Here is a 15,047-nt window from a genome sequence, read left to right as displayed (position 1 = left end):
TCAGGCGTGGAAACCGTCAAATTTCAGCGGAAAGCGCATCTGCACCCAAGTGCCCCCGCCCCTGGAGCGGCGGCTTTCGACCTTGAGCTTGTAGTCGTCTCCGAAGAAATGCCGGAGCCGGCTGTCGATATTGTGCAGCCCGATGCTGGTGCGACCGTGGTGATCGGCCACCCCGGAGATCGCCACCGGGATCATGTCCGGGGCGATGCCGTCACCGTTGTCGGTGATCTCCAGGATCATGTCCTTGCCGTCGTCGCGCGCCGTGATCTCGATCCAGCCGTCTTTCTCTTTCGGCTCGATCGCGTAGTGAATGCAGTTCTCCACGATCGGATGCACGACCATGAACGGACAGCGGATCTCGCCGTATTTTTGATGCACGTTCAGGGTGAAGGACAGCCTGTCCCCCATGCGCACCTTTTGAATGTTCAAGTAGTTCTGCACGTGCTCCAACTCGCTGTGGAACGAGACGATCTGCGAGCGGCTCTTCTTCAGAACGTAGCGCATCATGTCGGCGAATGCGTACAGCATGGTCTCGGTCTGCTTGGCGTTCTCCTTCAGCGCCAAACGGCCGATGGTGTTCAGCACGTTGAAGAGGAAATGCGGATTGACCTGGTAGGACAGCGCCTGCAGCTCCGCTTCGCGAAGCAGCTTCTCCAATTCCATACGCCGCTTCGATTCCGCCATCAGCCGTAGGTTCTCGGCGCCGAGTTCCTCGCTGACGGCCTTGGCATAGCTTTCTTCCACCAGATAGGTGGCAAGGTGAAACGAGGTGAATGCCGCGGCGCGCAGCTTCTGATACGCCACTTCGGTGGTCTTCTCGCGCAGCGCGCGCAGCCGGTCATCCTGCCGCCACCAGTCGTCGGGCGGATGGATGTAGTCCACGGGAATCGCGGATTCGTCGCGAAGACGCACCTGCCCGGAAAGGATGGCTCCCAGATATTGGCCGCGCACCACGATCGGCGCGGCGAAATCGACCAGACCGGCATGACAGCGGTAGATGCTCGGCTCGCCCTTCGCCATCGCGATCCGGCCGCCCTCGTCGTCACAATGAAAGCACTGGTCGCGCTTGTCGGCGGAGGTCCGCACCGCCTGGCAGAAGGCGGAAAATCCGCTCGGCTTGGTCACGGGCGCGCCAGCTGCGTCCACCATGATCATCGCGATGCCGACGGCAGCGCTAAAATTGTCCTGCACCTTCTGCAGCGCATCCACGCTGATCAAGTCTTCAAGCAGCAGTTCCGCATCCATGGCGCTATCCCTTAGCATGCAGCCGACAAAAAACACGGTGCAGGCAGACGCGGCCGTTCTTTTTGATCTGCGTCAACGCGTGCAAAGCGCCAACAACTCGCCCGATCGATCGGTTTTTTCCCATTGGAAGCCTTGATCTTCCCGGCCGAAATGGCCGTAGGCCGCGGTTTTCCGAAATCTCGGCTGACGCAGCTCGAGGGCTGCGATCATCCCGGACACGGTCCAAGGGAACACCTCGCGCACCGCCGCGCAGATGCGATCGCCATCGACGGTTTCGGTGCCGAAGGTTTCGACGGAAATCATTTCGGGGTCGATCTGGCCGATGGCGTAAGCCAGCGCGAGCTGGCAGCGGCCAGCCAGCCCGGCGGCGACGACGTTCTTGGCGGCGTAGCGGGCCATATAGGCCGCGGTGCGATCGACCTTGGTGGCATCCTTTCCGGAAAACGCCCCGCCGCCGTGCTGGGCGCATCCGCCATAGGTGTCGACCATCAGCTTGCGCCCGGTCACTCCGGTATCGCCGGCCGGACCACCCACGACGAACCGGCCGGTCGGGTTGATCAGCACGCGGGTGCCGGGCTGCAGCCAGTCGTGCAATTCTGGGTAGATAACGCCCTCGACGAGACCGCGGACCAACGTGTCCCGGTCGACGGCCTCGTCGTGCTGCGCCGAGACCACCACGCTGTCCAAGCCGCAGGGGCGCCCGTCGCGGCCATAGCGCATCGTGACCTGGACCTTGCCGTCGGGCCGCAGCCACGGCAGCGTTCCGTCGCGACGCATCATCGTCAGCCGCAGCGACAGCGTGTGCGCCAGCGCAATCGGGATCGGCATCAGGTTCGCCGTCTCGTCGCAGGCATAGCCATAGAAAACGCCCTGGTCGCCGGCGCCGAGCTCGTCGCCGCGGGACACGCCGAGATTGATATCGGGCGACTGCGTCCGCAAGTTGGTCAGGATGAAGCAGCTGTCGCTGTCGAAGCCGAGCGCCGGATCGTCGTAGCCGATCGCCTTGATGACCGCGCGCGCGGTGCGCTCGGCGTCGATCTGCGCCGTGGTGGTGATTTCGCCGGCGATAACGGCGATGTTGCCGGAGACGAGAGTCTCCACCGCCACCCGCGACGCCGGATCTTGCGCCACGCAGGCATCGAGAATGCCGTCGGAGATCTGGTCGCAGACCTTGTCGGGGTGGCCTTCGGTCACCGATTCCGACGTTACGCAATGTTCTCGCATCCGCTGTCTCCCACTTCGGCCGCGCCGTCACGCCATCCGGCCGTCGTCATCCGCCGATCAGACAACGCAAGCCCTGCCCCTCGACGACGAGCTTGAGCGCTTCGGCCTTCGCACCGGCCAACGCCGGCGTATCGCCCATCGGGTAGTCGCGACCAAGCAGCGCGTATTTGTTCTCGCCGAACCGGTGGTACGGCAGCAGATGAACGGTCTCGACGCCGTGCATCAGCTTGGCGAATTGCGCGATGGCGGCGATCGCGGCGGGATTGTCGTTGACGCCAGGGATCACCGGCACCCGCACCGCGGTGTTGCCCGACAATTTCGAGATCCGGATCGCGTTCTCCAGGATCAGCCGGTTCGGCCTTGCGGTGTTCTTCTCATGCACCGCGGGATCGATCGATTTCAGATCCACTAGAGCGTGGTCGACATAGGGCATCACCCGCTCCACCACCTCCTGCGGCACGTTGCCGGTGGTCTCCATCGCGGTCGACCACCCCTTGTCCTTGCAGGCTTTCAACAATTCCAGCGCAAAGTCGCTCTGCACCAATGGCTCGCCGCCCGACAAGGTGATCCCGCCGCCCGACCTGCGATAGTTGGTGGCGTCCTTCTGCAATTCCTGCATCACCTGCCACACCGTCATGCTGCGCCCCTTCATGGTCAGCGCGCCGTAAGCGCAGACGTTGGCGCAGGTGCCGCAGGAGATGCATTTCGACCGATCGATGAAGGCCGGGTTTTCGGGCGAGATCGCGCCGGTCGGGCAGACTTCCTTGCACTTGCCGCATTTGACGCAGTTCGCCTTCTGAAAGAACAGCGACGGCTCGGCCTTCTGCGATTCCGGATTGCTGCACCAGCGGCAGGCCAGCGGACAGCCCTTCAGAAACACGATGGTCCGGATTCCGGGACCGTCGTGAATCGAATAGCGCTGAATGTCGAAGACGATCCCTTCCTGCTCGTACTTGATCTCGCTCATCTGGATTGTCCTCTACAAATTTGTCATCGGAGGCGGTTCGCGACGCGAACGCCTCGTTAGAAACTCGCGCCGTCGGCCTCGATGGCCTCGATCGCGATACGAACGGCGGCGGTTTCGCCGAACAGCGCCAGCGTGGAGACGTTCTGCGGGCAGCTTCCGAACAGCTCGGCGGTGAACACGCCGGACGCCTTGCCGGCGAGATCCGCGTAGTAGAACAGGTCGGCCACGCTGGTCTGCAGCAGGCCGACCGAGTCGAACCGGATCTCGCTCAGATGATGCCGGGCGTCCGGCCGCATCCGGCGCTCGAGCATGTCGACGACTTCGGGAAGCGGCGCATTGATGATCCGGGTGGTCATGCTGTGTCTCCTTCCGCCGGGGCATCGCCCCGGCCCGTCGTCGGTACGGCCTCAACGGATATTGAGCGCTTCCACCATCACGCATTTGCGGCGGCGCGCGAACGACTTCGCCGAGGTCAGGCCCTCGCCCGTGGGACCCGCGATGGTGAAGGTGGAATATCCCTCGCCGCCGGCGCCGAGCCCCGCATAAGACGGGCCGTTCTTCACGAAGATCGTGGTCTGGATCAGCTTGGCCATCTTGGTGAGCTTGCGCACATCGGTGGAATGCATGATCGCGGTGTGGCGATTGTCGTGCTCCACCTCGATGGCGAGGTCGATCGCATCATCCACGGTTTCGACCCGGACCAGCGGCAGGATCGGCATCATCAGTTCTTCCTGCACGAAGGGATGTTCCCGCGGCACTTCCATCAGGATGATCTTGATGCTGGCGTCGACGCTGATGCCGATCTGCGACAGCAGCCACACCGCACTCTTGCCGACGCATTTGGTCTGTGGCCCGCCCTTGGCGGTCAGCACCAGGTCCTGCAGTTGCTGCAGAACCGCCGGATCCTTGATCTCGTAGGCGCCGTTCTTCTTCAAGTTGAAGATCAGGTAATCGGCGATCTGGGCGACTGCGATGATCTCCTTCTCGGCGACGCAGGGCAGGTTGTTGTCGAAGCTGCAGCCATTGACGATGTCGCAGGCGGCTTTTTCGATGTTGGCGGTTTCGTCGACCACGACGGGCGGATTGCCGGCGCCGGCGCCGATCGCCTTCTTGCCGGTCGACAGCACCGCCTTGACGATGGCGGGGCCGCCGGTGGCAACCAGCATCCGCACCTTGGGATGCGCCATCATGGCGTTGGTGTTCTCGATCGAGGGCTTCTCCACGGTCACCACCAGGTTTTCCGGCGCGCCGAGCGCTGCCAGCTTCTGGTTGATCAGGCGGACCAGCAGCAGCGACACCTGCCGGGCGCGCGGATGCGGGCTGAACACCACGCTGTTGCCGGCCGCCAGCATTCCGATCGAATTGCAGACGATGGTTTCCGTCGGATTGGTGGTCGGCGTGATCGCGCCGATCACCCCGAACGGCGAGTATTCCACCAGCGTCAGACCGTTGTCGCCGCTGAAAGCGTCGGTGGTGAGATCTTCGATGCCCGGGGTCTTTTCGCCGGCTAGCCGGTTCTTGATCAGCTTATGCTCGTAATTGCCCATGCCGGTTTCTTCGACCGCCATGCGGGACATCTTTTCGAGCGTATCCTGATTCAAGATGACGTCGCGGATTCCCTGCACGAAGCGCGCGCGGTCGGACATCGAGCAAAGCAGGTATTGCTGCTGCGCCAGAGCAGCGGCCTCGACCGCGGCATCCATGGTCTCGAACACGCCATCGCTGACCGCCGCCGACGACGTCGCGGCGTTACCGGACGGCTGCGCAGTTCCGGCGTGGTCGCGGATCGCCTTGGCCACCATCCGGGCGACCACATCCGCATCGGCGGACGAGTTGCTTTTCCCGTCGGGGCTCTTGGCGGTCAGCGCCGCGACCGACACCGCACCAGGCGCGCCATATTCGCCGAGGACCTTCGTCACGACATCGGCGATGTTTGCGTCATTCATCACTATTCTCCTTCAGCGCAGAGCTTTGCTTCTGCCTCGAATGTTTGCAGCGCAAAGGTTGCGATCTGCATGTCTTGTTCGACGGTGCCACCACTGACCCCGATGGCACCGATCACGGTTGTTCGGCGCAACACCGGATATCCGCCGCCGAAAATCACCACCCGACCCTGATTGGTGGTTTGCACGCCGTAGAGCGAGCGGCCGGGCTGCGCCAAGGCCCCGAGATCATGAGTTGCCATCCTGAAGATGGCGGCGGTGTAGGCCTTGTTGATCGCGATATCGAAGCTCGCCGGCAGCGCGCCATCCATCCGATGCAGCAGCAACATGCCGCCTGTGGCATCGGCGATCGAGATCACCATCGGCACGCCGATCTCGGCGGCCTTGTGCTCGGCCGCGCGCGCCAGCCGACAGGCATCGTCCAACGCGAAGGCGGGACCATTGAGATTGGCCAGCACCGCGTGGATTGCCTCGGTGATACTTCGCATCTCGGCTGTGGGTGCACTCACGGCGGCCTCCCTAACTGACTTCGACCGTATCGACGATGCCGACGATCGCCGCGTCGATCACCGACTGTTCCTTGCCGGCGGTTCGCCGCGCGGCACTGCCGCAGGTCACGATGACGATTTCGCCGTTGCCGGCGCCCACGGTGTCGACGGCGATGGCGACCGGCCCGATCACAGCCAGCGTTTCGGAGAGCCGGGTCACGATCAGGAGCTTGGTGCCCAGCAATGATTCGCTCTTGCTCGTGGACACCACGGTGCCGATGACTTTGCCGAGATACATGACCCTGCCCGCCTATGTTTGAATCAGACGTACATTTCGGATGCGCAGTTCGTCGGCGGCGAGCGGCGTGACCAGGACTTCACGGCCTAGCCGCAGCTCGCCTGGCTGACACTGCACGGCGTCGTTGCGGCTGAAGATTCGCCTGTCGCCGGCACCGACCGCGACACCCGCCGCCGGCATCGCCGCCACGCCGCCCGTCGCTTGCGTGCCAATCGCGGTCGCCGGAGTGATCGCGCGCTGCGCGGCGACTGCCAGTTTGCGCGCGGGGACCAGCCTGACCCCGTAGTCCCTCAACGCCTGCAGGTTGGCGCGGAGCCGCGCCTTATAGGCATCGGCGACCAGGAAGCCTCTGGCCTGCCGTTCCGGATTGTCCGGGCAACAGCCGTCGAAGGCGGCGATGATCGGCAGCCCGCGCTCCAGCGCCCGCGCCATCAATCGCGACGCCAGACTGTCGCGGATGCCGCAAGCCACCTTGGCGGCCGTCGTCATCGTCAGCGCCGGCACCAGCAGCGAGCCGCAACCGTCGAGCAGGACGTCGAGGTCGGTTGCTGTGTCGGCCACCACGTCGATGCCGAGCGCCAGCAACTGCCCGGCGCCGAAGTGCCGGCGCGCCTGCAGCGACAACGCGAACCGCAGCGTCCAGCCGTTCTCGCGCAGGCAGCCCAGCGCCTGCGGAATATGGTCGAGCCCCAGATCGGTCCCGGTCATCAACACCACGGCGCGCTTCTGACGCGCCTGCATGGCCGCGACCACGCGATCGGCGAGACATCCGATAATCGCCTCCGCGATGCTGGCCTCGAGCTGCTCCCTGGTCATGATCGCCCCCCGCAGCCTGCGGAGCCGCCGTACATCGCGATGCCGAGCGGCGTCACCAGCAGCGGCTCGGCCGGTTTGATCACCTTGCAGCCGGTCTCGCGGCTGAAGACGTGCTCGAATTGTTCGAAGCTGCAGGCGCCGCCGACCACATAGATCGTCTCGACGTCATGGCCTTGCAGGCAGCGCTTGACGATGCTGGCCATCTTCTCGACCACCGGCTGCACCACCGCGAATACGTCGCGAGTCGAGGCCGGGGACATCTTGATCAGTTCGGCATCCTCGAACGACACCCCATAGGCGCCGGCGAGCACCAGCGTCATGTGGGTGCCGCCGGTGGCTTCGTCGTCGGTGAACACCACCTTGCCATCGCGAAAGATGCTGATGCCGGTGGTGCCGCCGCCGACATCCACCACCGCACCGTCGCGCACGCCGAGCACCCGTGCGGCGGCGGTCGGCTCGTCGCTGACATCCGCCACCACGAAGCCGGCGGCCTCCACCACATTGGCGATGGCCTTGATGTTGCCGTGGAGAATGCCGGGCGGCACCGCGGTGCCGGCTTCGATCAGGCTGCAGCCCAGGCGTTGCTCGAGCTTCGCCTTAAGCTGCCGCACCACATTCACGGCACCGACATAGTCCACCACGATGCCGTCGCGAACCACCTTGGAGGGATAGCTCGCCCCCGCCACCGGCGTGTTACTGGCATCGACCACCGACAGCACGATGTTGGCGGTGCCAAGATCGACGCCGGCCTTCAGCGCGCCGGTTCGATCCGCCGCCGGCAGACAGAGCTCGTCCCGGATCAGTCGCGAGAAGTCCCGTAGCGTTGCGTCCGCATTGCTGTCGTACATGGCGTTCGCTCTTTTCCGAATGCTGCAACAAGGCGTCACTTTTTGCAGATACGGACCACGTCATCGTTCTTGAGGCACAGCGCGTTGGCCTCTTCGACGTCGATATGCATTTCATCGGCCGAGGCTTCCGCGACGCGGATCAGCACCCGGTGCATCACCCCGCCGCGCTCGCCGCCGGCCTCGACGTCGACTTCGTCGCCGTTGCGCAGACCGAGCTTGGCCGCCGTGCTCGGGTGCATGTGGATATGCCGCTGCGCCACGATCACGCCGTGGTCCTTGGTCACGCTGCCCTGCGGCCCGATGATGGTCAGTCCCGGCGTGTCGTCGAGCTGGCCCGACTGGCGCAACGGCGGGGTGATTCCGAGCGCGAAGCCATCGGCGACGGAAACCTCGACCTGGGTTTCGCGGCGCAATGGTCCGAGCACCCGCACCTTGGAGAGGCTTCCCTTCGGCCCCTTCAGCGTCACGGTTTCCTCGGCCGCGAATTGCCCCGGCTGCTTCATCGCCTTCTTGCGTTGCAGTTCGGCGCCCGGACCGAACAGCGTGTCCATGTCGGTTCGCGACAGATGGATGTGCCGGTTGGATACACCGACCGCGACTTGAAATGGATCCACGCCGGCGTCGCCGGAGAGCGTCGCGATCGAACCGCCCGCAGGCCCGACTTGCCCGAGCACTTGCCGAATGATCCGTTCGATTGTTTCTTGCTGCATGTCCATCGCTTCGTCGCCAACTCATTCAAGTTAAGAAGACTGCTGCGCCGCCGGCGGCCCGTTCGTCACGGGCCGCCAGCTTTGTGGCGCCTAGCCGAGATGCGGCAGGATCTTCTCGACATCCGCATGCGGCCGCGGAATGATGTGCTTGGAGATCACGGTGCCGACCTTCTCGGCCGCCGCGGCGCCGGCATCGACCGCCGCCTTGACCGCGCCGACATCGCCGCGGACCAGCGTGGTCACGAGGCCCGATCCGATCTTTTCGTAACCGATCAGGGTCACATTGGCGGACTTGGTCATCGCGTCCGCGGCTTCGATGGACCCGATCAGACCCTTGGTTTCGACCATTCCCAGTGCTTCGCCACTCATCATCGTTCTCCTCTCAGGCGCCATGCCTGTGTTTCGGTTTGCCGTTGTGTCCATTGCTCGATCGACCGCCGGCTTTTGCCTGCGGCAATTGGGTTGCAGCCGATTGCTCGGATGGTGTTGGATTCTGTGCAGCGTCGGTGGCCTGCCGCGGCGCGGCGGCGGCGGCGCTCGGCGATGCTGCCGCAGCCGTCGGATCAGCGGGCGCGGCCATGCCGGCGGTTTCATCGACCGACGCAGCCGGAGCGATCGGCGCCGGCGCCGAAGCCACCACCGGCGCGGCAGCGGATGACAGGCAGGCCGGCGCGGCTTCAGCGCCAACCGTATCGCCATTCGCGATCATCCCGGCGATGCCGACCGCCGGTCGGGCGATCACCCGGGTGGAGACCACCCGGTTGATCTTGGCCGCCGCGACCGCCGCGGCGGCGATGGCGGCGTTGACGGCGCCGATTTCACCCTCGACTTTGACCACGGTCATGCCGTCGCCGCGCGCGAGTTCGTACCCCACCAGCGTCACATTGGCTGATTTGACCGCGGCATCGGCGGCTTCGATCGCGGCAGCCAGACCGATCGTTTCGATCAATCCGAGACTTCGTTGCGTCATGGCGGGGTACTCCTACGCTTTCGTCAGATGTACGGCGTGGTGGTCGACTTGATCTCCGCCGGATCGAGCGTCGCCAGCAGCCGCTTGCCGACATCACGCGCGGCGATCACCGACTGCCGCACCGCGCCGGAATCGCCGGAGAACATGAAGATCACTTCGTTGCTGAAGCTGGTGCCGTTGCCCGGCGAGGCGTAGCCGACAGCCTGCACCGTGGCGGCCTTGGCGGCGGTATCCGCCAGCACGACGCCGATCGCCGCGGGCGCGCCGACCGTGATGCCGAAGGCCTGGCCAAGCGGCGCGCCGAACGCCTTTTGCAACGCGTAGCTCGCCCGGGCGGTGTACTGGAATTCCAGATGCCCCGCCGGCGTGCCATAGACGTCGCCCATGGTGCGCTGCACTTCGCTCAGGGTGACTTCGACCGCGCGACGGGCGTCCGAAACATCCTCGGCGCCGAACAGGATCAAGCAGCCGTGACCCGCGCCGCCTTCGGTATCGCGCGCCAATTCGATCAGCACCACTTCGCTGTTGGTGGCCTTCACGGCTTCGTCCGCCGCGAAGATCTGCGGCCCTGCTCCGGTGCGTGCGCCGATGATGCCGATCGACCGGTACTTCGGGTTGATCTTCATCTTCTCGTGCAGCAGCGGGTCGACATTGGCGATCACCAACCCGATGGTGTGGCCGATCGCGGTGCCGACGAATTCGGTCATGCCGCAGCCACTCAGTGCAGCGAGTGACTTCGGAGCGTCCGGGCGAGCCGCCGGCTCCGCACCCATCTTCCTCATCACCTCGCCCATGACTTTCTCAACCAGATCGTCTTTCACAGCAGATCCCTTTCCAAATTCCGTTGTTGATTAGGCTGCGGCGGCGGTTGCGCCATGCGGCAGGATCTTTTCGACTTCCGAATGCGGCCGCGGGACGACGTGCACCGACACCACCTCGCCGACCTTCGCGGCGGCCACGGCGCCGGCGTCGGTTGCGGCCTTCACCGCGCCGACATCGCCGCGGACCATGACCGTCACCAGTCCGGATCCGATCTTTTCGTAGCCGATCAAGGCCACGTTGGCCGACTTCACCATGGCGTCGGCGGCTTCGATCGCGGCAACCAAACCTTTGGTTTCCACCATGCCTAGAGCTTCCTGTTGCATCGCGTGCTCCTATCGTCGTCTCAGAGTTTCAGGGGGACTGTCTTGATTGTTGCGGCGTTGGTCTCGATCGTTGAGGTGAGCTATCCGGCCACCGCGCGAACCAGATGGTTGATGTCGCTGAGGCTGGGCTTGCGCGGGTTAGCCGCCGTGCAAGGATCCATCAGCGCAGCTTCGGCCAGTTCCGGCCCCCAGCGCGGCAGCTCACTGAGATCGATACCAAGCGCGCGCAATGTGGGTGGAATGCCGAATTGCTCGTTCAGCCGGGACAGCGCGCGAATCAGGCTCTGCGCGCCGGCCCGCGGGGTCGCGGCTTCCCAGCCGGCGCGGCTGGCGATCGCGGCGTAGCGGGTGGCGGCGGGCAGGCAGGGAGCAAAGTCGCCCTGCACGCCGGCATTGTATGCGATCACCAGCGGCAGCAGCATCGCGTTGATCTTGCCGTGGGGAATGTGAAGCCGGCCGCCGAGCGCATGCGCCATGCCGTGATTGAGGCCAAGCCCGGCGAGTTCGAATGCCACGCCCGCCATGCAAGATGCGCTATGCATCGCAGAACGGGCCGCGATGTCGTTGCCGTTGGCAAAAGCGGCCGGCAGGTTGACGAAAGCGAGACTGAGCGCCTTTTCGGCGAAGGCGTCGCTGAAATCGGTCGCTCCGGTGGCGACGTAAGCTTCCAGGCAATGGGTGATGACGTCCATGCCGGTGTCGGCCGTCACGTTAGCCGGCACGGTGCGGACCAGTTCGGAATCCAGCAGTGCGATATCCGGGATCATCTGCGGCGAACTCAGCGGAAACTTCAGCCCGCGCGCCGGATCGGAGATCACCGAATACGACGTCACTTCCGAGCCGGTGCCGCTGGTCGTCGGCACCGCCACCAGGATGACGTGGCGAGCCGGATCCATCTCCCGCATAGTTGCGAGAATTGCCTTGGCTGCGTCGATCGCCGACCCGCCACCGAGTGCCACGACGACGCTCGGGCCAAAGGCTGCCATCGTCCGCGCGGCCTTTGCGACCAGCGCGACCGTGGGCTCCGCGGTGATCTCGCCGAAGATCTCGATGGCGCACTCCGGCAGCTTGGCCCGGATCCGGTCCACCGCACCCGACTTCAGCATGAAGGCATCCGTGATGATGCCGGCCCGCTGTCCTCGGAATGCCTCCAGCCGATCGAGAATCGATGGCCCGGAAACAATCTCGGTCTTGAGAACGAAGCGCTGAATTGCGGTCATGACCGTCTGTCTTTCAAGTGTCCGCTGCTTTCGGGAGGGAAACGATTTCCCTCCCCATTTGCGAATCGCCTGGCGAGCGGTTTGTCCCGATCAAACCGACCGGGACAAACCCTTGTCGACCTACAAGGTCTGTTCGGTGCGGCTGATGATGTCGTCCTGCACTTCCTTGGCGAGCACCACGAACTGCGCGCTGTAGCCGGCGACACGAACGACGAGGTCGTTGTGCTTCTCGGGCTCGCGTTGCGCATCCAGCAGCGTCTGTCGATCCACCACGTTGAACTGCACGTGCATGCCCTTGTGGTCGAAGTAACTGCGGACCAGCGAGGCGAAGTTCTGCAATCCGCTGTCGCCGGCGAGCGCCGCAGGCAAGAACTTCTGATTGTAGAGCGTGCCGTTCGAGGCGATGAAATGGTCGAGCTTGGCGACCGAGTTGGCCGCCGCCGTCGGACCATTGACGTCCTTGCCCTGACGAGGAGAAACGCCGTCAGCCAAGGGTGCCTTGGCGAACCGGCCGTCCGGCAGCGCGGCGACGTCCTTGCCGAACAGCACGTTCGCCGACACCGGATAGATCCCCGCCTGGAATTGGCCGCCGCGCGGGTTGGTGTATTTCTCGACTTCGAGGCAATAGATCTGGGCGCATCTGCGGGCGACCATGTCGACTTCGTGGATATCGTTGCCGAACGCCGGGGTGGCTTCGAGCAAGCGATGCAGCGCGTCATAGCTCGACGAGGCACCGCCGCTCTTCGCGCCATTGGCCCCAGCCAGTGCGCTGTAGACCTTGCCCTTGAGCGCCGAGACATCGGTCGAGCCGCTGCTGTTCAGCACCTTCTTCACCGCAGCGAACACCTGTTCCTCGGTGTAGTTGGTTCCCGCGTCGGCATGCGCGCTCTCGCCCACCGGCCGACCGAAATTGGCGTCGAGCGCCGCTTTCAATTCGCCGAGGGTGATCTTCTTGTCCTCGAACACGTTCTTCTGGATGGCGTAGACCGAGTCGCCGGTGTCGGCGACGCCGAAGGCCTGCGGGCCGGTGAAGTTGTAAAGCGCGCCGCCTTCCTGCAGCGACTTGCCGCGGCCGATGCAGTCTTCGACCAGCGCCGAAACGAACGGCAACGGGCAGCGTTCCCCATGCGCGAGATCGACGCAGTTATCGGCTTCGACGAGGTAGCGCACGAAGTATTCGATCTGCTTTTGGAATGCGGCGAAGACATCGTCGATGCAGCGGAAGCTGAGAAGTTCTCCGGACGCCGGCCCGACCTGCTTGTCGCCGACCCGGCCGTTATTCAGGGTGATTTCGAGAACCTTGGCGACGTTGAAGAACGCGGCGTCATGCCAGCCCTCGGTCTTGTGGATCGCCTGCGGCTCGACACAGCCGACGATGCCGTAGTCGCGGGCGTCGCGGAGCGAGACGCCGCGGTTTTGCAGCGAAGGGACAATGACTTCGTCGTTGTACATGGCGGGAACGCCAAGCCCGAGGCGGACCACTTCGCAGGCCCGGTAAAGGAAATCGTCGGGCGTGCCCTGCCAGACGCGGATCGAGAACGAGGGCGCCGGCAGCGCCACATGCGCGGTCGCTTCCATGCACATGAAGGAGACGTCGTTGGTGGCGTCGAGACCTTCTTCGGTCTGGCCGCCGACGCAGAGATTCTGGAACACCGCGTAGCCGGCAAAGGCCTGAGCCGAACCGCCGTCGCGGGTTTTGTTGACGTCGTTGAGCTTGATCCAGATGCAGTCGATCAGTTCCTGCGCGAACTCCCGCGAGATGCTCTTATCGGCGGCGAGGAATGGATACATGTACTGATCGAAGCGGCCGGGCGAGATCGAGTGGCCGCTGGATTCGATCTGCAGCAGGGCCTGCAGGAACCAGAACGACTGGCAGGCTTCGTAGAAATTGCTCGCGCCATATTCCGGAACACGGGCGCAATTCTTGGCGATCTGCAGCAGTTCGGCCTTGCGCGTGGCGTTGGATTCGGTCTGCGCCAGCTCCTCGGCCTTGACCGCATAGCGGTGCGCGAAATTGATGGCGGCGGTGTAGGAAATGATCACCGCGTTGTAGAACTGCTGCTTCTTGATATAGCCCGGATCCATCCGGTCAAGCTTCTCCATCGCCAGCACGACTTCAGTGATGATGCCGCGGAAACCAATCTTCAACACCTTGCCGTAATCGACGCAGACGTGGCCGACACCGCCATAGAAGTAGTTGCCGACCGTGAATACGCCGGCGGCGATGCAGTCCTTGGCTTCCTGCGACATGTAGGAGGACGCAAGATCGCTGGTGGTCTTGCCGGGCCAATACTTGAAGGCCTCATGAAGTTCGGCCGCGGTCTCCTTGGGGATCTGGAACGGATCGGCCACGCGGGTGGCCATGGTCTCGAATTCCTTCTCGACCCAGTCGAACGAGAATTCCGGGCAGATCTCGGTGGAGCGCGGACGCTTAGTAATCGCGCCGACGATCAACTCGTCCGCGCGGATCGTCACCGGCAGGTTGTTGAAGATCTTCTCCGCGGCCTTGGCGCGGCGCAGAATGGCCGGCAGGCCTTCGGTTTCCTTGTAGGCATCGGTGACCAGGACGGCGCGTTCCGACTCCACGAACGGCTTGGCGTTCAGGATGACGTTCTTCAGCCGCATGACCCTTTCGGTCGGCTTGGAGAAACCTTTTTCGATCATGACAACCTCCAGATGGGGATTACAGGTTCGCGTTCGCCGCTCGGCCTGATGGCCGGGAAACGCTCATTCGGTTAGCGAAACTTCATATTCAGCAGAGGGATAGGGCTTCGGCGCCCCGTCCAGACGGTCGCCGATCTACAGATCAGTCGTTCAGTTTCAGCTATTGAGCCACTCACGGACGGGCTTTGGTCTCTCGACTTGATACTAAGCTGTCTGCGCGTTGGCTCCTTGCCGTGTGGGTTGATCTCACGACGACATTTGCGCCTCAATCGTACTTTCTTGCTTTTGACTGGGAGAATATTGTTCGCGTCCGGATCGGCCGGGACGGCGCAGGTTGCCGATCAGGTTCAATCAGCCTTGACAAGGCGAAACGGCCGTCGCTCGGGCCCCTTGAAGGAGCCGATAGACGGCACGGCGCGCGACCAAGACGATGGCGGCAAGTTTGGAAACGGCCGCCAGGCGATCGCGGATGGCCCTGTCGCAGAGGGGGCGGACCGCGAGCACGCCAC

General features: G+C 64.0%; 16 protein-coding genes. All 16 read right to left on the bottom strand.

Annotated features, from left to right (window positions below; translation table 11 throughout):
• On the bottom strand, positions 1 to 1,245 hold the full coding sequence (locus tag RPC_RS05930) for a sensor histidine kinase (RefSeq protein ID WP_011471646.1): 1,245 nt from the start codon (positions 1,243 to 1,245) through the stop codon (positions 1 to 3).
• Between the two features lie 72 nt (positions 1,246 to 1,317).
• Positions 1,318 to 2,469: a methionine adenosyltransferase gene (gene metK / locus RPC_RS05925; protein WP_011471645.1), complete on the bottom strand. Its 1,152-nt coding sequence runs from the start codon at positions 2,467 to 2,469 to the stop codon at positions 1,318 to 1,320.
• 46 nt (positions 2,470 to 2,515) lie between these two features.
• Positions 2,516 to 3,436, bottom strand: a complete 921-nt coding sequence (locus RPC_RS05920; RefSeq protein WP_011471644.1) for a glycyl-radical enzyme activating protein — start codon at positions 3,434 to 3,436, stop codon at positions 2,516 to 2,518.
• A gap of 56 nt (positions 3,437 to 3,492) precedes the next feature.
• Complete coding sequence (locus tag RPC_RS05915) at positions 3,493 to 3,792, bottom strand: hypothetical protein (RefSeq protein WP_011471643.1); 300 nt, start codon at positions 3,790 to 3,792, stop codon at positions 3,493 to 3,495.
• Between the two features lie 51 nt (positions 3,793 to 3,843).
• The gene (locus RPC_RS05910; protein ID WP_041801450.1) at positions 3,844 to 5,382 is read right to left on the bottom strand and encodes an aldehyde dehydrogenase family protein; all 1,539 of its coding nucleotides are present in this window, start codon (positions 5,380 to 5,382) and stop codon (positions 3,844 to 3,846) included.
• Positions 5,383 to 5,384: 2 nt separating this feature from the next.
• Positions 5,385 to 5,837, bottom strand: a complete 453-nt coding sequence (locus RPC_RS05905; RefSeq protein ID WP_415914805.1) for a GlcG/HbpS family heme-binding protein — start codon at positions 5,835 to 5,837, stop codon at positions 5,385 to 5,387.
• A 61-nt stretch (positions 5,838 to 5,898) separates the two neighbouring features.
• Positions 5,899 to 6,165, bottom strand: a complete 267-nt coding sequence (locus tag RPC_RS05900; RefSeq protein WP_011471640.1) for a microcompartment shell vertex protein GrpN — start codon at positions 6,163 to 6,165, stop codon at positions 5,899 to 5,901.
• 12 nt (positions 6,166 to 6,177) lie between these two features.
• The gene (locus tag RPC_RS05895; RefSeq protein ID WP_011471639.1) at positions 6,178 to 6,981 is read right to left on the bottom strand and encodes a hypothetical protein; all 804 of its coding nucleotides are present in this window, start codon (positions 6,979 to 6,981) and stop codon (positions 6,178 to 6,180) included.
• The gene (gene eutJ / locus RPC_RS05890) at positions 6,978 to 7,829 is read right to left on the bottom strand and encodes an ethanolamine utilization protein EutJ (protein WP_011471638.1); all 852 of its coding nucleotides are present in this window, start codon (positions 7,827 to 7,829) and stop codon (positions 6,978 to 6,980) included. Before eutJ ends, RPC_RS05895 begins: the two co-directional genes overlap by 4 nt.
• Positions 7,830 to 7,864: 35 nt before the next feature.
• Positions 7,865 to 8,539: a phosphate propanoyltransferase gene (locus RPC_RS05885; RefSeq protein WP_208855634.1), complete on the bottom strand. Its 675-nt coding sequence runs from the start codon at positions 8,537 to 8,539 to the stop codon at positions 7,865 to 7,867.
• A 90-nt stretch (positions 8,540 to 8,629) separates the two neighbouring features.
• Positions 8,630 to 8,908, bottom strand: coding sequence for a BMC domain-containing protein (locus RPC_RS05880; RefSeq protein WP_041801447.1), 279 nt, complete (start codon positions 8,906 to 8,908; stop codon positions 8,630 to 8,632).
• Between the two features lie 13 nt (positions 8,909 to 8,921).
• On the bottom strand, positions 8,922 to 9,509 hold the full coding sequence (locus tag RPC_RS05875) for a BMC domain-containing protein (RefSeq protein ID WP_011471635.1): 588 nt from the start codon (positions 9,507 to 9,509) through the stop codon (positions 8,922 to 8,924).
• Between the two features lie 23 nt (positions 9,510 to 9,532).
• Entirely contained in the window at positions 9,533 to 10,330 is a 798-nt protein-coding gene (gene pduB, locus RPC_RS05870) for a propanediol utilization microcompartment protein PduB (protein ID WP_041801445.1), read from the bottom strand.
• Positions 10,331 to 10,360: 30 nt separating this feature from the next.
• Positions 10,361 to 10,654: a propanediol utilization microcompartment protein PduA gene (gene pduA, locus RPC_RS05865; protein WP_011471633.1), complete on the bottom strand. Its 294-nt coding sequence runs from the start codon at positions 10,652 to 10,654 to the stop codon at positions 10,361 to 10,363.
• A gap of 80 nt (positions 10,655 to 10,734) precedes the next feature.
• Complete coding sequence (locus tag RPC_RS05860; protein WP_011471632.1) at positions 10,735 to 11,874, bottom strand: 1-propanol dehydrogenase PduQ; 1,140 nt, start codon at positions 11,872 to 11,874, stop codon at positions 10,735 to 10,737.
• Between the two features lie 120 nt (positions 11,875 to 11,994).
• Positions 11,995 to 14,538, bottom strand: a complete 2,544-nt coding sequence (locus tag RPC_RS05855; RefSeq protein ID WP_011471631.1) for a glycyl radical protein — start codon at positions 14,536 to 14,538, stop codon at positions 11,995 to 11,997.
• Positions 14,539 to 15,047 lie beyond the last annotated feature (509 nt).

The organism is Rhodopseudomonas palustris BisB18, assembly GCF_000013745.1.
GTDB lineage: Bacteria > Pseudomonadota > Alphaproteobacteria > Rhizobiales > Xanthobacteraceae > Rhodopseudomonas_A > Rhodopseudomonas_A palustris_F.
This window is presented reverse-complemented; position numbering and strand designations above follow the sequence as displayed.